The sequence below is a fragment of the Glaciecola nitratireducens FR1064 genome (genome assembly GCF_000226565.1).
Classification (GTDB): Bacteria; Pseudomonadota; Gammaproteobacteria; order Enterobacterales; family Alteromonadaceae; genus Glaciecola; species Glaciecola nitratireducens.
On sequence record NC_016041.1, the window covers coordinates 961,564 to 982,322 of the forward strand.

23 protein-coding genes are annotated in these 20,759 nt (G+C 42.7%); 9 read left to right on the forward strand and 14 right to left on the reverse strand.

The features are described from left to right. Positions 1-293 precede the first annotated feature (293 nt). Together arcB and GNIT_RS04185 are read left to right on the forward strand one after the other, a co-directional pair. The gene (gene arcB, locus GNIT_RS04180; protein ID WP_041246295.1) at positions 294-2,645 is read left to right on the forward strand and encodes an aerobic respiration two-component sensor histidine kinase ArcB; all 2,352 of its coding nucleotides are present in this window, start codon (positions 294-296) and stop codon (positions 2,643-2,645) included. 48 nt (positions 2,646-2,693) lie between these two features. Continuing rightward, positions 2,694-3,308: a YigZ family protein gene (locus GNIT_RS04185; protein ID WP_014107893.1), complete on the forward strand. Its 615-nt coding sequence runs from the start codon at positions 2,694-2,696 to the stop codon at positions 3,306-3,308. A 284-nt stretch (positions 3,309-3,592) separates the two neighbouring features. Here the strand turns inward: GNIT_RS04185 and mgtE are convergent, their stop codons facing one another. The 12 genes from mgtE to GNIT_RS04245 form a co-directional block, all read right to left on the reverse strand. After that, positions 3,593-4,951: a magnesium transporter gene (mgtE, locus tag GNIT_RS04190; protein ID WP_014107894.1), complete on the reverse strand. Its 1,359-nt coding sequence runs from the start codon at positions 4,949-4,951 to the stop codon at positions 3,593-3,595. A 6-nt stretch (positions 4,952-4,957) separates the two neighbouring features. Beyond that, the gene (locus GNIT_RS04195) at positions 4,958-5,230 is read right to left on the reverse strand and encodes an HPr family phosphocarrier protein (RefSeq protein WP_014107895.1); all 273 of its coding nucleotides are present in this window, start codon (positions 5,228-5,230) and stop codon (positions 4,958-4,960) included. Continuing rightward, entirely contained in the window at positions 5,220-6,119 is a 900-nt protein-coding gene (gene rapZ, locus GNIT_RS04200) for an RNase adapter RapZ (RefSeq protein WP_014107896.1), read from the reverse strand. Before rapZ ends, GNIT_RS04195 begins: the two co-directional genes overlap by 11 nt. Positions 6,120-6,187: 68 nt before the next feature. After that, complete coding sequence (ptsN, locus tag GNIT_RS04205; protein WP_014107897.1) at positions 6,188-6,631, reverse strand: PTS IIA-like nitrogen regulatory protein PtsN; 444 nt, start codon at positions 6,629-6,631, stop codon at positions 6,188-6,190. Between the two features lie 13 nt (positions 6,632-6,644). Continuing rightward, positions 6,645-6,932: a ribosome hibernation promoting factor gene (hpf, locus tag GNIT_RS04210; RefSeq protein ID WP_014107898.1), complete on the reverse strand. Its 288-nt coding sequence runs from the start codon at positions 6,930-6,932 to the stop codon at positions 6,645-6,647. A gap of 23 nt (positions 6,933-6,955) precedes the next feature. Continuing rightward, positions 6,956-8,434 (reverse strand): RNA polymerase factor sigma-54, encoded by a 1,479-nt coding sequence (locus tag GNIT_RS04215; RefSeq protein WP_014107899.1) that lies wholly within the window; start codon positions 8,432-8,434, stop codon positions 6,956-6,958. A gap of 57 nt (positions 8,435-8,491) precedes the next feature. Next, complete coding sequence (gene lptB / locus GNIT_RS04220) at positions 8,492-9,217, reverse strand: LPS export ABC transporter ATP-binding protein (RefSeq protein ID WP_014107900.1); 726 nt, start codon at positions 9,215-9,217, stop codon at positions 8,492-8,494. Next, the gene (lptA, locus tag GNIT_RS04225; RefSeq protein WP_014107901.1) at positions 9,214-9,771 is read right to left on the reverse strand and encodes a lipopolysaccharide transport periplasmic protein LptA; all 558 of its coding nucleotides are present in this window, start codon (positions 9,769-9,771) and stop codon (positions 9,214-9,216) included. Before lptA ends, lptB begins: the two co-directional genes overlap by 4 nt. After that, the gene (gene lptC, locus GNIT_RS04230; protein ID WP_014107902.1) at positions 9,740-10,303 is read right to left on the reverse strand and encodes an LPS export ABC transporter periplasmic protein LptC; all 564 of its coding nucleotides are present in this window, start codon (positions 10,301-10,303) and stop codon (positions 9,740-9,742) included. Before lptC ends, lptA begins: the two co-directional genes overlap by 32 nt. Continuing rightward, positions 10,300-10,854 carry a 3-deoxy-manno-octulosonate-8-phosphatase KdsC gene (kdsC, locus tag GNIT_RS04235; protein ID WP_014107903.1) on the reverse strand — a complete coding sequence of 185 codons (555 nt, stop codon included), beginning with the start codon at positions 10,852-10,854 and terminating at the stop codon, positions 10,300-10,302. Before kdsC ends, lptC begins: the two co-directional genes overlap by 4 nt. Beyond that, positions 10,854-11,828 carry a KpsF/GutQ family sugar-phosphate isomerase gene (locus GNIT_RS04240; protein ID WP_014107904.1) on the reverse strand — a complete coding sequence of 325 codons (975 nt, stop codon included), beginning with the start codon at positions 11,826-11,828 and terminating at the stop codon, positions 10,854-10,856. The genes kdsC and GNIT_RS04240 overlap by 1 nt, the downstream gene beginning before the upstream one ends. Positions 11,829-11,917: 89 nt before the next feature. Next, the gene (locus tag GNIT_RS04245; protein ID WP_014107905.1) at positions 11,918-12,874 is read right to left on the reverse strand and encodes a calcium/sodium antiporter; all 957 of its coding nucleotides are present in this window, start codon (positions 12,872-12,874) and stop codon (positions 11,918-11,920) included. Positions 12,875-13,312: 438 nt separating this feature from the next. Here GNIT_RS04245 and GNIT_RS04250 point away from each other — a divergent pair, with 438 nt between their 5' ends. From GNIT_RS04250 to murA, 7 genes are read left to right on the forward strand one after another with little or no spacing between them, the layout of a single operon-like run. Continuing rightward, positions 13,313-14,173: an ATP-binding cassette domain-containing protein gene (locus GNIT_RS04250; RefSeq protein WP_014107906.1), complete on the forward strand. Its 861-nt coding sequence runs from the start codon at positions 13,313-13,315 to the stop codon at positions 14,171-14,173. Beyond that, entirely contained in the window at positions 14,173-14,949 is a 777-nt protein-coding gene (gene mlaE / locus GNIT_RS04255) for a lipid asymmetry maintenance ABC transporter permease subunit MlaE (RefSeq protein ID WP_014107907.1), read from the forward strand. Before GNIT_RS04250 ends, mlaE begins: the two co-directional genes overlap by 1 nt. 8 nt (positions 14,950-14,957) lie before the next feature. After that, positions 14,958-15,446: an outer membrane lipid asymmetry maintenance protein MlaD gene (mlaD, locus tag GNIT_RS04260; protein WP_014107908.1), complete on the forward strand. Its 489-nt coding sequence runs from the start codon at positions 14,958-14,960 to the stop codon at positions 15,444-15,446. A gap of 2 nt (positions 15,447-15,448) precedes the next feature. Beyond that, the gene (locus GNIT_RS04265; RefSeq protein ID WP_420492356.1) at positions 15,449-16,141 is read left to right on the forward strand and encodes an ABC transporter substrate-binding protein; all 693 of its coding nucleotides are present in this window, start codon (positions 15,449-15,451) and stop codon (positions 16,139-16,141) included. Between the two features lie 13 nt (positions 16,142-16,154). Beyond that, positions 16,155-16,463: an STAS domain-containing protein gene (locus tag GNIT_RS04270; RefSeq protein ID WP_014107910.1), complete on the forward strand. Its 309-nt coding sequence runs from the start codon at positions 16,155-16,157 to the stop codon at positions 16,461-16,463. Positions 16,464-16,471: 8 nt separating this feature from the next. Then, positions 16,472-16,723 carry a BolA family protein gene (locus GNIT_RS04275; protein WP_014107911.1) on the forward strand — a complete coding sequence of 84 codons (252 nt, stop codon included), beginning with the start codon at positions 16,472-16,474 and terminating at the stop codon, positions 16,721-16,723. 46 nt (positions 16,724-16,769) lie between these two features. Beyond that, positions 16,770-18,041: a UDP-N-acetylglucosamine 1-carboxyvinyltransferase gene (murA, locus tag GNIT_RS04280; protein ID WP_014107912.1), complete on the forward strand. Its 1,272-nt coding sequence runs from the start codon at positions 16,770-16,772 to the stop codon at positions 18,039-18,041. Positions 18,042-18,121: 80 nt separating this feature from the next. On the opposite strand, the gene GNIT_RS04285 is transcribed toward murA, so the two are convergent. Both GNIT_RS04285 and GNIT_RS04290 read right to left on the reverse strand, forming a co-directional pair. Further along, positions 18,122-19,207: a S1C family serine protease gene (locus GNIT_RS04285; protein WP_014107913.1), complete on the reverse strand. Its 1,086-nt coding sequence runs from the start codon at positions 19,205-19,207 to the stop codon at positions 18,122-18,124. A 133-nt stretch (positions 19,208-19,340) separates the two neighbouring features. Then, positions 19,341-20,711: a DegQ family serine endoprotease gene (locus GNIT_RS04290; protein ID WP_014107914.1), complete on the reverse strand. Its 1,371-nt coding sequence runs from the start codon at positions 20,709-20,711 to the stop codon at positions 19,341-19,343. Positions 20,712-20,759: the final 48 nt, after the last annotated feature.

The following is a 20,759-nucleotide window of genomic DNA, read 5'->3' on the forward strand; positions in this document are numbered from 1 at the left end:
AATTAGAGTGATATAACGCGTTAAACAAGAGTTTAAACATGTATTTAGCATTAATTTTACGGTGTGCCTCTATTTTAAACTGCAATTGTGGCATGGAAATTATTTTTTTATTGTGACTGTGGCGACGGTTTTTAACTAAAAAATATGATTGGTTTTGAATGGAAATGCGAATTAAATTGCATAAGTATTAAACGTATCCACATCGGTATTTGATCAATCTATTTCTTTATTGTCACTTATTTTGCATTCTTGGTAGCATAGTGTTCTTCCTCTAGTTTACGACGACCTCTTTTATGAACATAAAATCACCAAATGACTCTTGGGCCATCAAATTTGCAAAATTTGTTGACCGTTTTGGCACACTGAAAATCAGTATTATGTTTGTCATATTTACACTGCTGTTTACATTAGCAGGCTCATACATAATAAGGTCTAGCTTGGGGAGCCCTGTTGATCCAGATGACTTTATTACTGCACTCATACTTACTTTATTGAGTGCACCTTGGGTACTGTATTTCTTTAGTGAGTTAATTAAACAACTCGAGCATAGTAGGATTAATTTGGAAGATGCCGTAAGTCAATTGGAACGCTTACGCAAACATGACGTTATCTTAAATCGTGAACTACAAAATAATATTCGTCAGTTAAATTATGAAATAGAGCAGCGTCGTAATGCGCAATTAGAGCGTGAAAGTGTATTTGAAGAGTTAGAGCGAGAAATAAAAGAAAAGTCTGAGCAAGAAATTCAGGCTAGGCGTTTATCAACTCTTACTCGTTCTATTATTGACGCGTCTCCTGACTTAATTTATTACCGAAACGAAGAAGGGCGGTTTGCCGGTTGTAATCGTGTTGCTGAAGAAGTAACGGGTAAAACGGAAGCTGAACTTTTAGGACTAACACCGCACCAGGTTTATGATGAACACCTTGCCCGACAGGTTGCCGCTAGTGATCATGAGGTATTAGAAACCAACGCCAGTTTGACAGAAGAGTTGTGGTTACAATTCGCGGATGGTCGTCGACGTTACTTCGAAATGCGCAAGGTACCATTTTTTGATCAGGACGGGCACCGCTTGGGTTTACTAGCCTTTGGTCGAGACATGACCGAACGTAAGCAAGCAGAAAGTGCGATTGCCCAAGCTAGTAAGGACAAAACAAAATTTGTCGCCACAATTAGCCACGAATTGCGCACCCCCTTAAATGGTATTGTTGGTTTGAGCCGCATGCTAAGAGATACCAAATTAAGCAAAGAGCAATTCGATTGGGTGAGCACAATCTATGCAAGTGCCATTACTCTGGGCAATATTTTCAACGATATTGTGGATCTCGATAAGCTGGATAGAGACAAAATTGAAATTGATTTAAAAACAGTAAACTTGCGTGATTTTACAAACGAAATTAGCAGTATTGTTAGCTTGTTAGCGCAAGATAAGAGCCTAAAATTCCACTCTGAAATTATAGAGCCTATACCGGTAGCCATCGAAGCGGATGGCACTAGGTTGCGTCAGGTACTGTGGAATATTTTGTTTAACGCCATTAAGTTCACTCAAAAAGGCGAGGTGAAACTAAGCATTGAGGCATCTGATGAAGGAGCAGGTAACGCTAAAGTGACCTTTAGGATTACAGATAGCGGTATTGGTATTCCGCAGGATGACTTGGATAAGATATTTGCGATGTATTATCAAGTTGACCATCCTGACCACAAATCTGCAACGGGCACTGGCATTGGCTTAGCGATATGCAAACAGATGGTGGATAAGATGGGAGGTGAAATTCATGTGCACAGTGTTATAGGACAAGGCACATGTTTCGAAATTGTGCTGCCCGTGGCAATCAGTCAGCATCAAGCAAGAATGGCTGAATTAGAAGTGAGTAACTTAAATATCTTGTTAGTCGAAGATATTGAATTGAATGTATTGGTGGCAAAAGCATTGTTAGAAAAGTTAGGGCAGCGAGTTGAGGTTGCTATGACAGGCACAGCTGCAATTGAAATGGCGCGTAAAACCGAGTACGACCTTATTTTACTGGATATCCAACTCCCCGATATGAGCGGCTTCGACGTTGCAAAAGTATTGCACGAAGAAGAATTAGTTTTACAAACTCCTATTGTCGCTTTAACGGCAAACGTGATTAAAAAACGCGAAGAGTATTTGCAAAATGGAATGGACGATATCATCGCCAAGCCAATTAAAAAGAGCCGTGTGATAGAAGTGTTCAATGAGTTGTTTGGAGAAGAACAAAAGCACGAAGAAAGACGTCCAACTAGTGAGCTTGTGAGTATTCCTAAAGTAGACAAAATATTAGATGTGGACATGTTGCAGATGCTGGTCGATACGATTGGTGAAGATATGGTGCGCGCAAGCTTAGGCATATTCAAAGAGAAAATTCCTGAGTACATGGAACTCTTAACTGTCTCTCTCGCCGCAAATGAAAAGGCAGAGGTATGTTCTCAAGCACACAAAATTAAGGGAGCCGCAGGCTCAGTGGGTTTGATGCGCGTGCAGCAAACGGCAAATAAAATTCAAGAAGGTGACCATCCTGCATGGTGGGAGAACGTCCACGAATGGGTTGAAGAACTTGCGATGGCTATTGATAAGGATGTTGAGCATCTGATGGAGTGGGTGAATGCAAACAAGATAGATGATTAATCCTATGTTGTTGCTGTTCATCTTTAATTCCAAAGTACACTGTGGCTCATGACTATATCCTACTCGATACCTGCCGGCGACAACAAGGTTGAATTAGAAATTAAACGCAGTAAATTTATTACCTATGCGATAAAAGCAAGCAATCGCCAGGAGGCCGATGCTTTTGTTAAGCAACTGAAAATTCAGCATCCACAAGCTAACCACGTTTGTTGGGCATACATTGCAGGCTCGCCAGATAGCACCGAACGGTCTATGAGTGACGACGGGGAGCCAAGCGGCACTGCAGGGATGCCAATGTTGAAAGTGCTTCAATATAGCGGCTTGGGTGAAATAGCCGTGGCGGTGGTGCGCTACTTCGGTGGTACAAAGTTAGGAACCGGTGGTTTACAGCGAGCATATTCTGATGCGGTCGTTCAAGTTCTGGAGAAGTTACCATTAGTAGTAAAAGTAGAACGCTGCAGACTCACTATTGAGTATGACTATAGCTTTCAAGGAGCTATCGCACGATTATTAGAAAGGTATGCTGTGCAAGATGTAGAAGCAACATATCAAATCAGTGTCGTGAACAGTTTTGCGGTTGCACTAAGTGATGTTGTAGCACTGCAGTCAGAGCTGGTTGATATCACTTCTGGCAATATTGTTTGTTTGCGTTCTGAAGATTGAATCATCCCAAGTCATTCCTGCGAAAGCAGGAAACCCCCGCCATCAACCGTGTGGTCAAAAGAGTCGTTGTTTTCGAATTTTCTATCTTGTTTGGGAGGTCCTTGCCTTCGCAAGTATGACGGAGGATGCTTAAAAGTCTGGCAAACTGCCACTTGGAGTCGTTAAATAAGGCTACTATAAATATTGTCGATTATACGCTTTGGTCATGCCCTTTAGTGTAAATGTGTGTATCACGTTTGAGCTAGTACCTTTATTGTGATAACACTTTTGGAATGCTTTTTTTGCTATATTAAGAATAAAGTGGCGGTGCCTAGAAAGGCAAATATTCCCACAACATCCGTTATGGTCGTTAAGATGACGCTACCAGCGAGCGCAGGATCAATATTTAATCTTTTCATAATAATCGGCAGCGTTGCGCCGGCTAATCCAGCCGCAATCATATTCATCATCATCGCAAAGGCGATAACCACACCGAGCATAAAGTCTTGCTTCCACAGCGCTATTACCGAAGCGATAAGTGTTGCCCAAATCACGCCATTTAAAAAGCCGATGGCGAGTTCTTTTTTGATAAGCCATACCGAGTTGCTTTGACTGACGTGACCTAAGGCCATACCGCGGATCACTAAGGTCAGCGTTTGGTTACCCGCAACGCCACCCATGCTGGGCACAATGGTATTCAAGATAGCTAGTACGGCAAGCTGACTCAGTGTAGCTTCAAACAAATCGCTCACCGCAGCAGCCATTAAAGCGGTAACTAAATTAACACCGAGCCAAATAGAGCGACGCTGAGTACTTTTTCCAACAGGAGCAAATGTATCTTCTTCATCATCGAGACCCGCCATACTCATCATTGAGTGTTCGGCGTCTTCGCGAATAATGTCGACCACGTCATCTATTGTGATCCGCCCGACAAGCGTTTTGTTTTTATCGATAACGGGTGCTGAAAGCCAGTCGTAACGCTCAAACATACTCGCAACTTCACTGTCACTCATGTCCACGGGAATGGTTTCAGGCTCCTCATTCATGATCTCGTTCACGCTCATGTCCGGAGGTGAAGTCAGTAATTTAGTCACCGGCACAGTGCCGATCAAATTATCATGACGATTTACAACGTATAAAGTATCGGTGTTTTCGGGTAGCTCACCTTTAAGTCGCAAATAGCGTAAAACTACGTCAATTGTTACGTCAGGCCGAAGTGTAATGGTATCGGTATTCATGATGAAACCGGCCGTCTCTTCGCCGTAGGATAGGGCTTTTTCCGCCCGCAAACGATCCTGAGCATCCATCGATTTTAAAATGCTTTGTAAAACCGGATCGGGCAGGGAGCTTAGGGTTTCAGCTAAGTCATCAGTATCCATATCCTCAAGTGCATCGACCACACTAGAGGGCACCATTTTAGAGATGATGCCGTTACGGACATCCTCCGATAATTCTTCAAGTACATCACCATGGAAATCAGCATCAATAAGCTGCCATAATTCATTACGGGTTTTACTCGGGCTGGATTCTAATAGAAGGGCAACGTCACTTGGCTGTAGGTCATGGAGTAACTTTCGAACCTGCACAAAAGTACCATCGTTAAGCGACTCGCTTATCGATGCTAATTGGCTTTGTACATTGTTTTGTTCAACAGTTTCAGCCATAAGGCCCTATTCGTCTTCGTTAAATTTATTTACGATTAAATTTTCAATCGCCTGCATCGCTTTCTCAGCGTCGCCGCCATCGCAGCGCACGAGTACCTCTTTTCCTTGGCTACTTTCAAGCATCATAAGCGCTAACACACTGTTAGCAAAGGCTTCTTTATCCTCTTGATGCATTGTTATTGTCGCTTCAAACTGATTAGCTAATTTTGCTAATTGAGTCGCTGCGCGCGCGTGCAGGCCTAATTTATTTACGATAGTAAGTTGCTTTTCAACGATCATGCTGAGACTCATTCAGTGTATTTGGATCAATCTCTTCTTTTTTGCTCAACTTCAATTCACGGTGTCTGATTTGTACATCCCCATGGCTTGCACGGAAGCTATTTGCAAGCGCCTCTGCCACAAATACAGAGCGATGCTGCCCGCCGGTGCAACCTATAGCAACAGTAACATAGCTGCGGTTGTTTCTTTCTAAATGTGGCAGCCAAGTTGATATCAGGTTTTGAATTTGCCATATGAATTTGGTGACAAGTGGCTGTCCCCCTAAAAATAACTGTACCGGGCCATCTAATCCATTCAAGGGCTTTAAGTCGGGCTCCCAGTGTGGGTTAGGCAAAAAACGGGCGTCAAATACATAATCTGCATCTCTTGGAATGCCGTATTTAAAGCCAAACGACTCAAATACTAGGACTAAGTTTGCGCTTTTTTTACCTAACACTCTTTCTCGAATTAGTTCTGAAAGCTCGTGCAGTGATAAATTATCGGTGTTGATATGTAAATCCGCTTTTTCCGATACAGGCACTAATATTTCTCGTTCCGCCTCAATTGATTCGGCCAGTGATTTATTGAGTTTGAAGAGCGGGTGCAAACGTCTTGTTTCACTATAGCGCTTAATCAATACATCATCACTAGCGTCTAAATACAAAATGGTAACTTCCCAAATACTGGGCAAAAAGTCCACAATTTCGCTAAGCTCATTCGCCATTTTAGGCATGTTTCTAACATCGACGCTCACCGCTACTTTTTCGCTTTCATCGGCGAGTGCATGAGTAAGTGTCGGCAGCAAATTTACGGGTATGTTATCGACGCAATAATACCCTAGGTCTTCCAAGGCCCTTAATGCAATTGATTTGCCTGAGCCAGAGCGACCACTGATGATCAAGAGTTTCACGTGTGCAGGTCCTTTAGAGGTAGATAACAGTTATGAAACGGTGGGATAATTCACCGTGTGGTTAATTTTTACGCTAGTGCTGAAATAATTTCGTCTCTAGTAGCAGCGTTTCTTAACGCTTTTACTATGTTTTTATCGCTCAATTTTTGCGCGATAGATGAAAGCGTTTGAAGATGCTCTTGGGTTTGTTCACTGGGCACTAATAAAGCGAAAAATATATCTACGGGCTTGTCGTCTATTGCATCGAATTGGATCGGTTCTTCGCTAGTGACAATGATAGCAACTATATCCTGTATTCCTTCAATTCTGCCGTGTGGTATAGCAATACCGTTACCTATGCCTGTGCTACCCATTTTTTCGCGCGCCAACATGCTCGCAAGCACATCATTTAAATTGAGCTGTGGATTTCCCTTCACTGCAATTTCGCTGATGACTTCAAAAATTCGTTTTTTGCTTTGACACTCAACCGCACATTCAGTGCGGTCGAGTGAAATAATATCAGATATAATCATAATTCGTAGGCGACTAATGTCGTTTTGACTTTTCCTTGTGCTTTATAACTTGGCGATCTAACTTGTCAATCAGTCCATCGATGGCTGCGTACATGTCAGTATGTTCAGCGTTAGCGTGAACAACGTCACCCTTGAGATGAAGTGTTGCTTCAGCTCTTTGATTTATTTTCTCTACATTTAACACTACATGTACATTACTAATATGATCGAAGTGTCTTTCTAATCGTTCGAATTTACTGTCGACGTATGCTCTTAGTGAATCAGTAATATCAACGTGATGACCAGTTAGATTTATTTGCATAATGTTACGTCCTCTTATGAAGTCTACAGCAGACTTTTTCTTTGGTTCGACGGGGGAATCGAGAGGGACTCTCGATATTTCGCAATGGTTCGTCGAGCAACTTGAATTCCTTGATCGGCCAACAATTGCGCAATCTTGCTATCACTAAGTGGTTTGCTGACAATCTCCGCCGCAACGAGCTTTTTGATGAGTGCTCTTATTGCTGTCGACGAACATTCACCGCCAGATTCAGTTGAAACATGGCTAGAGAAAAAGTACTTAAGCTCGAAAATGCCTCTGGGCGTATGCATATACTTCTGGGTGGTAACCCTTGAAATAGTTGACTCATGCATATCGACCATCTCAGCAACGTCATTTAAAACCATTGGTTTCATCATTTCTGGACCGTGTTCAAAAAAGCCCATTTGCTGCTGAACAATACAGTGAGATACTTTCAATAGTGTCTCATTGCGACTTTCTAAGCTCTTAATAAACCATTTAGCTTCTTGTAAGTGTGACTTAATATATTGTGAATCGTTCGAATTTTTAGTGCTTTTACTGAGTGCTTCATACTCTTTATTGACGATCAGCGGTGGCAAAGAATCACCATTCAGCTCAACTGTCCAACGACCATTTTTTTTCGCAACAGACACGTCAGGAATAACGTATTCAGAATCTTTAACGGCAATTGTGCTTCCTGGTCTTGGGTTAAGCGTTTGCAATAGGCGCATTGCTTCTCGCAGCTGGTCTTCTTTCAATCGAGTTTTACGCATCAATGTGCGGTAGTCTTTGCTGCTTAACAAGTCGCTGTGTTCTGTTAACAACAGACGGGCTTCAGCCAACCAAGGCGTTGCAGGATCAAATTGGGCTAATTGCACCATTAAGCACTCTTGAGGAGTACGAGAGCCGGAACCAATAGGGTCGAACATTTGAATGCGTTTTAGAACGCATTCAACTTCGTCCAATTCAATTTCTTCGTTTTGTAAGCTATCTAAAATTTCCTCGCTGCTAACAGTGAGATAACCAGACTCATCAATTGAGTCAATTATCGCAATAGCAATAGAGCGGTCTATATCTGAAAACGGGGTTAATTCCATCTGCCAAATTAGATGGTCTTGGATATTTTCGGTGGTTTCGCCCTGAAATATGTAGTCATCATCTGCGGGGCCGTTGGATATGTTGGCTGGCGCAGACGAGGCGCTTAGATATTCTTCCCAAGAGCTGTCTAGTGGTAAGTCATCAGGAATTTGGTTGTTTTCGAGTGCGTCGTGGCTGTCAACGTTATCTGAATTCTCCGCACTGAGTGAGTTTTTATCAGTATAGTCTTGAGGTTCAGAGTCACTGTCTGAGCTGTCGTTGTTGTGTTCACTTTCGTCAATTTCTAGTAAAGGGTTGGAATCCAACGCTTCCTGAATTTCGAGCTGAAGATCCAATGTAGACAATTGTAGCAGCTTTATCGCCTGCTGAAGCTGAGGCGTCATTGTTAGCTGTTGGCTAAATTTTAACTGCAGTGAAGGTTTCATTGATGTCCTTCAGTTATTTCTAATGGTGATAAAAGCCAGTTACAAAACATGATACACCTATAATACAAATTGGTCGCCGAGATACACTTCTCTCACTTTTTGGTTACTGAGTACTTCAGCAGAGGTTCCTGATGCAATCAGCTCACCGTGACTTACAATATATGCTTTTTCACAGACATCTAGCGTTTCACGTACATTATGATCTGTGATCAACACACCAATGTTTCGCTCTTTTAATTGTTTAATGATCTTCTTTATATCATTAACAGAAATTGGGTCAACACCGGCGAATGGTTCATCGAGTAAAATAAACTTAGGATTTGCAGCTAAAGCTCGTGCAATTTCAACGCGGCGGCGCTCTCCACCGGATAAACTCATGCCTAAATTATTTCTGATATGACTGACATTAAATTCGTCCATTAAGTCGTCAGCTTCTTGTTCACGTTGATCTTTTGCCAATTCTTTGCGTGTTTGTAATATTGCCATTAGATTTTCATACACGGTCAATTTACGAAAAATAGAGGCTTCTTGGGGCAAATATCCAATGCCATGTCTCGCACGCTCGTGCATAGGTTGAATTGACATGTCTAATTGGTCAATAAAAATTTCACCTTTATCAAGCGGTACCAAGCCGACAATCATATAAAACGTCGTTGTTTTACCTGCGCCGTTTGGGCCTAACAAGCCAACAATTTGGCCTGTGGACACTTCCAAGCTAACGTCTCTTACAACTTGTCTAGCTTTGTATGATTTAGCGAGGTGTTTTGCAAACAAGGTACTCACTTTTTATTTTCCTTTTGCTTTTCCATTGCTTCTTTTGTTTTTTTCAAAGTATCGCCATCAAATACGGTCACAACTTGCTGCTGACTATCGGTGTCTTTCTGCGCCTGCCATTGCTCTTTTATAATGTTGTATATAATTGAGTCGGTTTTTATACTAAACGCATTTTGATAAAGCTCCGCATTTCCTTTTAACGTGATGATTTTAGTGGCTTTCTCGTAGCGAATACTGTTTGCTTTTGCCACCACCATTGTGCCGTCGGCCAGTTGTTGTGTGTAACTCGCTGGATTGCCTGTCGCTTCAAACACTTCTTTATCTTTACCAAGAGCTGCTGATACTTTCAATCGTTCAGCTTTGATTTCTAAAGTACCCTGAGTAATCTTTACGTTGCCTTCATGCACGGCTACTTTCTCTTTTCCGTCACCGTAGCTGCTGTCAGATGATAGCTTCGTTGGTTTATCAAAGTCGTTCTTCTTAATTGCTTCTTGTGCACTTAATGAACCCGCGCCAGCCAACATAAGTAGGCTAGCGAACAGGTAGATATTCAGTTTGAACATGGTTTTTTAACTCATATTTTTGGGTTTCTAAATTGGCTTCGAACCCTCGGCCATTAATAATAACGTTTGCACCCGAAATAACTAGAGGTTCATCGGATGTAATTGTCTTAGTCAATAAATCAATTTCTATAAAGTTAGTCGATATGGTTTGTATGTAGTCTTCTGGTTGCAGATTACGAATTTGTACACCGTTAACCAACTCAATTCGGTTGTTGTCGTAAAAAGTCCCTTCGTCAGCATTTAATTGCCAACTTGAACCATCGCTTTGAAGATAGATCGTATATTCAGGGTTGGTGAAATTGACAAACCCCAGCATTTCATAATGTTCCATGGTCTCAGCGCTGACTTGATGGGTAAGGTTGCCATTTTTGTCGAATAATTTACTGCGTAAGTTTTTCGCCTCGTAATTAGGCATCAACGCAGCGTCTTTGTCGCTTAACACGACCTCTTTATCATCTTCCAACCACGTCGGTAGATACAGCGCAAAAGCGATACCAAATATTAAAATAATACTAACAGCCAGCCTATTCATACGCTTGCTCCGTGAATATCTTCAAGTTTACCCTTGGCTTGCAGAATAATGTCACAAATTTCACGCACTGCACCACGCCCGCCCGCCAACGTTGTGCAAAATGTGGCTTGCTGTTTCACATAAGGGTGAGCGTCGGCCACCGCAATACCAATTTCACTTGCGCTGAACATGCCCAGATCAGGCATGTCATCGCCGACGCTGGCAATCGTAGATGCCTTGTAGCCAAATTGTGTAATCAATTCATTTATTGCGATATGTTTATCTTCTCTGTTTTGCATAATATGATCAACGTTCAGTGCCGTCATGCGCTGCTCTACAATACTTGATTGGCGACCTGTGATAACAGCAACCTTAACGCCAACTTTTGCTAGAGCCTTGATACCATAACCGTCTTTTGTGTTGAAGGCTTTGAGTTCTTCACCTTGATTGCCCAACAAAATAGTACCGTCAGAAAATACGCCATCAACGTCGCACACTAACAGTTTAATGCCTTTGAAACGCTCAAATAAAGTTGCGTCTATTGGGCCATATAAGGTATCGACTTTTGACATTACACGACTCCTGCTTTAAGCAGTGTATGCATTTTAATAGCACCGACCGGTTTTTGTTCATCATCAACAATAAACATCGCACTAATTTTGTATTGTTGCATTAAGTTGAGGGCGTCTACCGCTAATTTTCCCTTGATCATAGTAACACTTTTCGGAGTCATCACTTGTTCCACTGTCGATTTGTGTATATCAACCTGCTTGTCTAATGCTCTTCGCAGGTCACCGTCGGTAAAAACACCTAGCAAGTTATTATCATCGTCAATGATCCCTGTCATTCCTAAGCCCTTGTCTGAAATTTCAAACAAAGCTTGCATGACGGTTGCGGTGTGCTTAACGAGGGGGAGTTCTTGTTCGACAGCCATTATTTCGTCTACCGTGAGAAGCAGCTTTCTTCCTAACGAACCACCCGGATGGGATAGCGCAAAGTCGTCGGCTGTGAATCCTTTTGCTTCCAGAAGAGCTACGGCTAACGCATCACCCAATACCAATGTGGCAGTGGTGCTGGTGGTTGGTGCTAGGCCGAGAGAGCAAGCTTCTTTTTCAACATTAATATTGAGCGCCACATCCGAGAACTTGGCCAAAGTACTGTTCGCATTGTTGGTTATGGCAATGACCGGTACACCAATTCTTTTGACGACGGGCAAAAGGCCTGTCAACTCATGGGTTTCGCCTGAATTAGATATACCGATAAGTACATCACCCTTGGTTAACATTCCTAAATCCCCGTGATTGGCCTCTCCGGGATGCATAAAAAAGGCTGGCGTGCCAGTACTCGCAAGCGTTGCTGCAATCTTATTTCCAATGTGACCGGATTTGCCCATGCCGCAAACAACTACTTTACCAGTACAGTGAAGCATTAACTCGCAGGCTTGGTTAAAACTCTCATCCAAACTATTCTGCAATTTTTGCAAAGCTTCAATTTCGTTTTGAAAAACTGTTTTTGCGGTTTCTAAAAAACTCTTCTGTTCGCTCATGCTATTACAGCAACCTTTTTGTTTGTTCATGCCTTGAGCAACAATACGCTGCCTTACATGAATTCCAACTGAATTATATATGTGGGCTGTTACTTAAATAACCAGTATTGATAAGTAAGAAAGGCCAATACAAAAATACCACCTTCATAGCGGTTAATTTGCCGTGTGCCGCGCAAATTAAAGCAAAAAACGAAGAGCAGTATAGTCAAGCCAAGCATGACATAAGAGTCGCGCGTAGAGGCGTTCAGGTCCAACATACTAGGAATAATCAAACCAGGCATTGCGAGAACCGCTAATATATTGAAGATATTAGAACCAATGATATTTCCAAGCGCAAGGTCGTCTTCACCTTTTCGAACACCAGCGATACTTGCCGCAAGCTCAGGCAAACTAGTACCTAACGCGATAATGGTCAAACCAATCACTAGGTCGCTAACGCCAAAGAAACGCGCTATGTAGACCGCGCTTTCCACGAGAAAGTGCGCGCTCAAGGGGAGCATAATTAAACCAACGATTACCCACATGACTGCATTTACGGTTGGCACATTACTTGGTATTTCGTCCTCGGTTTCTGCAATTAATGGGTCGTTTTTATCCACTTTGAATGAGAGCCAAGCCATTATTGCGAGCACCAAGACAAATAAGGTAATTAAAATGATGCCTTCAGTTTTGCTGAGGTAATTGTCTGAAAGGAAGTAAACAGCGATTAAGGTGACCAACAGCAACACCGGTAGTTCCCGTCTTAATGTTGTCGATGAGACTAGTAAGGGCTTGATGAGTGCAGTTATTCCTAAGACTAAAGCAATGTTCGTAATATTGGAGCCGATTGCATTACCAACCGCGGTATCCGGATTGCCGTTCAATGATGCTGTTGCGGAAACCACTATTTCAGGAGCGCTCGAACCCATGGCGACAATAGTCAAGCCAATCATCATCGGGGACACACCAAAATTTTTGGCAAGTGCTGAAGCACCATAGACAAATTTATCTGCACTCCAACTGAGCACAGCTAAGCCTATTAAAAATATAATGATTTGTGTAATCACGTAGTTTTAAATCTCTTCTAAATCGTTTTGTTATTGTCGCAAAAAGCCCAGCGGTTTGACACCTAAAAAGTGCGAAATATTGTTCTCTCGTACTTTTTTACCGTTTTCGTCGCTAAGTCAATTCCTAATATATAATTTTTGTTACAGATTTATGCCTTTTTAGCTCTTGAAAAGTACTAATCTATAACAACATAGCTAGCTTATTACGCTATAATACGGCATTAAGCGCGATTGTTTTATTCACTATTGTATAAAAGTGCAAAAAAATAAAATAAAAACGTAAAAAGCCGGTCTCATTCAGCTTACAGTCATTAAAGATTGGTAATGTAATGAACTTTTATCGGCGCTTGGTCGTCTTTAAGGAACGAGATCTGTGAAAGACCAGTATGGAGACGTTTCAATAGTGAAGATCACTCACATAGGAATTAAAGAAATCTAATGTCAGACATTTTAGTTGATATCGACAAAATGCACTTCGAGCGAGGTGATCGTGTCATTTATGACAGCATCTCGATGCAAGTGAAAAAAGGCGGTATCACAGCAGTGATGGGCCCCAGCGGAATAGGTAAAACTACGCTGCTCAAACTCATTGGAGGCCAACTCTATCCGGACAGCGGTGAAGTGTTGTTTCAAGGTGAAAATATTCATCAAATGAGCCGGAAACGCTTGTATGACGTTCGGCGCAAAATGAGCATGCTTTTCCAAAGTGGCGCGCTATTCACGAATATCTCAGTATTTGACAATGTTGCTTTCCCTCTTCGGGAGCACACCGGATTATCAGAGGGAATTATTGAGACAATTGTTTTGCTTAAGTTAGAAGCCGTGGGCTTGCGCGGGGCTGCTCATTTAATGCCCAGTGAGCTGTCTGGTGGCATGGCAAGACGGGCCGCTTTGGCGAGAGCGATTGCGCTTGATCCTGATTTAATTTTATATGACGAGCCTTTCGCGGGACAAGACCCAATTTCGATGGGCGTGCTACTTAAGTTAATTAAAGAACTGAATTCTGCCTTGAGTTTAACCAGTATCGTAGTCACTCATGATGTAAAAGAAGTCCTTACAATTGCTGATTACGCTTACATTCTGGCTGATAAACGCATTATTGGAGAAGGCACGCCTGAAGAAATTAGAAACTCTTCCTCAGAGCTAGTGCAGCAGTTTTTGCAAGGCAATGCTGATGGGCCAGTGCCATTTCACTTTCCTGCGCCGTCGCTGGAGGAAGCTTTTATGGCAGGAGCTTCCAAGAAAACGTCCTTTAAGAAAGACGTCTCTGAAAAAGAAATCTTAAAGGGAGCTAAATAGTGAACTGGTTGATTAATTTAGGTGCTGGAACGCTGGCGAAGTTGAGTGCTATAGGTAATGCCTCTTTGATGCTGTGGGGCGGTTTGTTTGCAATTCCAAGACTAAAGAACATCCCTCTCATTATTCAGCAAATATACGTTGTCGGTGTGCAGAGCCTGCTGATTATCATCGTGTCAGGTCTGTTTATCGGCATGGTTATGGCGCTGCAAGGCTATACGATTTTGGTGAATTACGGTGCTGAAGGCAGCCTAGGTCCTATGGTTGCGTTGTCTTTGCTCCGTGAGTTAGGGCCGGTGGTTACTGCTTTATTGTTTGCTGGCCGAGCTGGCTCAGCGTTAACTGCAGAAATCGGGTTAATGAAGGCGACTGAACAATTGAGTAGTTTAGAAATGATGGCCGTCGATCCGTTGAGACGGATTATCGCTCCGCGCTTCTGGGCTGGCGTAATATCCATGCCAATGTTGGCTGTGATTTTTAGCGCCGTGGGAATTCTAGGTGGCCATTTAGTTGGTGTTGAGTGGTTAGGTGTCGACTCTGGAAGCTATTGGTCAATTATGCAGTCAACGGTTGAGTGGGATAAAGATGTCATCAATGGCGTTATAAAAAGTGTTGTATTTGCGCTAGTGGTTGTATGGATTGCACTCTACAAAGGATACGATGCTTTACCAACGTCAGAAGGTATAAGTAAGGCAACGACGGAAACCGTAGTGCTTTCTTCGTTGGCGATTTTAGGTATAGATTTTGTGCTTACAGCACTGATGTTTGGAATTAATTAGGAAATAAGATGACAAGCAAGAAAACAGAATTAATGGTCGGTATCTTCGTTGCTTTTGCAATTGCAGCAACTTTAATGCTTGCGCTGCAAGTAGCTAATCAAGGAATGAGTGGAAACGGCGAAATCTATAAGGTTAGCGCTAAGTTCGACAATATCGGTGGGCTAAAAGAAAGATCATCCGTAAAAGTAGGGGGAGTGGTTGTAGGAAGAGTGTCGCGTATTTATTTAGATGAACGTGAGCTCATTCCTGTTGTCGAAATGGAAATTTCGTCGAGCTATGCGCAAACATTCCCTGAAACAAGCTCTGTATCCATTCTGACAGCGGGTTTGCTGGGTGAGCAGTATATTGGTTTGACACCAGGTTTTGTTTTTCCCGGGGAAGATCCAATTTATATCGGCGATAAAGAAGGCGAAACTAAATATATCGTTGATACCAAGTCAGCGTTGGTGTTGGAAGACCTTATTGGTCAGTTTTTGTTTGGCAAAGACTCAGAATAATCATGACAGTAGTAAACGAGGAGAATAATGTGAATAAACATGGTAACAGCCTGAAAAAGTGGCTTATATCTATTTTGACTGCCATGATTTTTATGGTCCCTGCCAGCGTTACGGTGGCTGCCGAACAAAGCGATCCCTACGTTATGATCAATGAGGTTGCGATGCTAACGTTTGACCGCATTAAGCGTGAGAAATCACAGATTAAAAGCAACCCAGAATTACTGCGTACTGTAATGGAAGAAGAGTTGTTACCTTACATAGACTACCGATTTTCGGCCTTTAAAGTATTGGGCAAGTATGCCAACAAAGTACCAAGAGAGAAATTGTTGGAATTTGTGTCAGTATTTAGAGAGTACTTAATTACTAGCTATGCGGTTGCCCTCGGTTATTATGACGACCAGCAGGTTGAATTTGCCCCAGCAATGGAGTTCGATGGCCGCTCAGATGTGACAGTGCGTGCTGTGATTAAAGACGGCGATCGCCCGGATATCAAGGTTGCCTTTAAAGTGCGCAAAGACCGTCAATCAGACCAGTGGCAAGTGTATGACATGGTCGCAGAAGGTATTAGTTTATTATCGAGCAAACGCACTGAGTTTGAATCTATATTGCGTCAGGATGGCATCGACAAAGTGATCGAATTAATGAGAAAAAGTATCGCTGAGCCAATTAAACTTAACGAAAAACTTGATAAATAAGGTCACACAATCGATGCAAGCTGAACTAGAGCTGCGAGAAAAACAACTAACGTTAGTTGTAAAAGGAGATCTTGACCAACTAACGTTAAAAAACGATTATTGGGCGTCTACTAACGACGGTGCGAAAAAGCAATTAGCAGAGGCATCAAGCCTTGTTGTTTGCCTTAATGATGTGGAAAGAGCGGATAGTGCGGGCTTGGCTTGGCTAATTAATCTTAAACGTGATTTAAAACAACGTAACGTTAGTGTTAGTATTCATCATTCACCTAAAAAATTAATTGAGCTGGCAAAGCTTAGCAATGCTGACAGCTTCCTAAAATAGAGAAAAGAATGACAAATGAAGAAATAGCGAGTTTACTAAAATCTGAACTCTCTTTAAGCGACGTGAAGGTAAAAAGCGAAGGTTCCCATTTTCAGATAATTGCTGTTGATGATCGCTTTGCCGAAATGACAAGAGTCAAAAAGCAGCAGTTAATTTACGGGCCTTTGTCGACGCAAATAGCAGACGGCACCATGCATGCTATCACCATCAAGACGTTTACCGCTGACCAATGGCAGCGAGAGAAATTGTTTCATTCTTGAAACTAACGTAAATAATAATAAAAAATATAAATAAAAGAGAGTACCTGTGGACAAGTTGGTTATTACTAAAAGCCCGCCATTATCTGGCTCAGTTACAATTTCAGGTGCGAAAAATGCCGCACTACCGTTACTTATTTCGAGCTTATTAGCTGATTCAACTTGTTCATTTAGCAATGTTCCCGCGCTTAGAGATATCAGTACCACGTTACTTTTGTTAAAAGATTTTGGCGCGAAAGTAAATCAAGTGGATAAAAATCACGTGGAAATTGACGCAAGTAACTTAAGCAGCGTGACGGCGTCTTACGAATTAGTGAGCACTATGCGTGCGTCGATTCTGGTCTTAGGTCCGCTTTTAGCAAAGCATGGCAAAGCGAACGTGTCATTGCCTGGTGGTTGTGCCATTGGTGCTCGACCGGTTGACCTGCATTTGGCGGGCCTCGAGAAAATGGGCGCTAAGATCGAAGTAGACGAGGGCTATATCAGAGCAGAAGTTGACGGACGCTTGAAAGGCGCTCGTATTTTTATGGACGTGGTAAGCGTTGGTGCAACAGAAAACTTGATGATGGCCGCATCTTTAGCTGATGGCGAAACGATTTTAGAGAACGCTGCCAGAGAGCCTGAAATTGTCGATCTCGCTAACTGCTTAAACAGCATGGGCGCAAACGTGAGCGGTGCAGGTACCGACCATATTAAAATTACGGGTGTTAAAAGTCTTAAGGGATGCAACTATAGCGTTTTGCCCGATCGGATTGAAACGGGGACTTTTTTAGTTGCAGCCGCAGTTTCTGGTGGTCGTATTCGCTGTGAAAAAGCAGATCCATCGACACTTGACGCAGTTCTGAGCAAGCTTGAACAAGCTGGCGCAAATATAACGCTTGGAGATGACTGGATTGAGTTGGACATGCAGGGTAAATCGCCAAAAGCAGTAAATTTAAGAACGGTGCCGCACCCTGGCTTTCCAACTGATATGCAGGCTCAGTTCATGACATTAAATGCAGTTGCTCAGGGTGCTGGCGTGATCACGGAAACGATTTTTGAGAATCGTTTTATGCATGTACCAGAATTAAAGCGTATGGGAGCCGAAATTGAGCTTGAGGGCAACAGTGCGTTATCGAAGGGTGGCTCTAAGTTGAGAGGTGCACAGGTAATGGCAACTGACTTGCGTGCTTCAGCAAGCTTGGTTATTGCTGGTTTAGTCGCTGACGGTGAAACAACGGTTAATCGAATATACCATCTCGATAGAGGCTATGAGGCCATAGAGCATAAGTTAAGTGCTTTAGGCGCTAACATTAAGCGAGTAAAAGAAAAGCAAGCTTAACTCACCAAATGCATAGTGTTAAAAAAGGATTAGCAAGCGAGTGTAGCTTCTAATCCTTTTTTTAGCTTTACGATAATCGTCTAGGACGACGCTGACGAGCCAACCACCACTGTCAGTGTCATCAGCTCCTGATTGCGTTCAATTCTCAAAGTAAGCAATGTTCCAGGGGCAGTTTGGCTCACGATATTCAACGCTTGGCCTGTATCATTCTCTTCAATTTCAAAGCCATTGATAGCAAGCAGGATATCATTCGTTTTTAAACCTGCATTGTCAGCAGGACCGCCGCGAGTCACTGCGGTCACAACCATTCCTTTTCCTTCTCTTAGCGGGTTTCCTACAAATCCTAACTGCCCGCGAACAACGGTGCCTGATACTATAATTTCTTCCATTACTTTTTTTGCCAACTCATAAGGAACCGCAAAGTTAATACCATCAACGGTTGTTAGTCCGCGACCAGAAGGTCCTCGAGTTTTGAAGTTAGCGTTGGTAATCCCTACCAGATAGCCATTACTATCCACCAATGCACCACCTGAATTGCCTGGGTGTAATACTGCGTCGGTTTGAATAAAGTCAAAGTAATTCGCTAAGTTGTTGCGACTAATCCTGCTGACTATCCCTTGTGTGATGGTTTGACCCAAGTCGAGTGGATTGCCAATAGCCATTACGACATCACCCACTCGAAGCCCTGTTTTTGGTACCTGAGGCATTACGTGAAGATCTTTAGCGTCAACTTTCAACACAGCTAAGTCGGTCTCGACGTCAAACCCAACAATTTGAGCTTCAAGCGTGCGGCTGTCTTGCAGGCGAATAAATATTGTATCTGTATCTTTAATGACATGATAACAGGTCATTAGATAGCCATCTTCGTTCATAATAACCCCTGAGCCTAAGTTGGTGCGCTCAGTTGTCCTGCCTCTAAAGATACTATTTGGATTAGGGTTATCGATGCTAACACCATAAATGTAAACAACAGCCGGAGCACTTCTGCTGATAGCGTCGAAATAACTGAGGCGTTCTGGCGGATTATCTTTCTTTTGTAGCCAATTAATACTTAGGCCACTGCCTTGACGAAACTCTGGGATAAATACAAGGAGGATAGCTGCAACAATTAAACCAAGAATAATTGGTTTTAGAAGTGCGATAAAGAAACGTTGCAATACTGGCATGTTTAATAAGTTCGATACTAGTGATTAATTCGTAAGAATACCAAATTAATCCAAAGTGTTACAGCGTGGTGAATCAAACATTCCAAGACGACGCTGCATGCGTCGAAATGGAATGCTCAAAGTTGATACTTAATTACTGTCTAATAACGACATAAATAGTGGATGTGCCGCGCTTCACATTCAACGCCATCACGTTTCCTTCGCTTTCTTCTACAAGACGGCGAAGGTCAGCGACATTATTTACGCGCTGTCTATTTAAGCCAACAATAACGTCATCTGATTTAAGACCAATTCGAGCTGCGGGTGAACGCGCTTGAACTTCTGACACGACCACACCATCGTTGCCTGTCTCGTCCTGACCATTGCTCAACACGCTACCTTCAAAGGCTGGGTGTAAATCTTTGGCTTCCGTAACAGGTTTTCCTGCATCGCCAAGGACAACATCGACATCTTGCTTTTTGCCTTCTCTTACAATCGTTAATTTCACTTTAGCACCTGCACCCATGGTGGCTACTTTGGCGCGAAGTTCGTCAAAGCTACTGAGGTCATTACCGTTAATACTTGTAATGATATCGCCTGACTTTAATCCGGCTTTATCCGCTGCTGATTCGGGCACAACCTCATTAATGAAAGCACCTCGGTTGCTTGGAGAGCGCATCGCTTCTGCAAGTTTCGCGTCAACGTTCCCGCCTTGAATACCAAGTAAGCCCCGTCTAACTTCACCAAATTCAACAATTTGATCAATCAAACCTTTCATCATATTGCTTGGGATCGCGAAGCCAATGCCGACATTGCCGCCGTTCGGGCCAAATATAGCGGTGTTCATACCAATCAACTCGCCGTTTAGATTAACTAGCGCGCCGCCTGAGTTACCGCGGTTAATCGCCGCGTCGGTTTGTATAAAATCTTCAAAGCCGCCAATGTTTAAGCCTGAGCGTCCTAGTGCGCTGACAATACCAGAAGTCACGGTTTGTCCTAGCCCAAATGGGTTGCCGATGGCGACGGTAAAGTCACCTACGCGTAATTCATTTGAATTAGCTATCGATACTTGAGATAAGTCATCAGCTTCAATTTGCAGCAGCGCTACATCGCTTTGCTCGTCAGCACCAAGCTTCTTAGCAACGAATTCGCGCCCGTCAGTTAGTTTTACAATGATTTCGTCTGCATTCTCAACCACGTGATTATTGGTGACAACATAACCTTTCTTTGCGTCAATAATTACGCCAGAACCCATGCCACGAAATGTCCTTTCATTAACTTGTTCATTGGGCGCACCAAAAAAGCGTTTGAACATTTCTGGCACTTGCTGGCGACTCACTTGAGTCCCTTCTACCGATATACTCACAACCGCAGGCGACACTCGTTCAATCATCGGGGCGAGTGAAGGAACTTCGTCTTTTTTGGTCGAGAAAAAGGGTAGCGCAGCGTTTGCGCTTGAGAGGGTAACAAAAATAATAGAGCCTGCAGTGAAACAGACCGCTAATTTACGAAGAAATGCTTTCATTAATCTCAATACTCCAAGTATGTTTAAAAAAATTGAATACCTGACAAA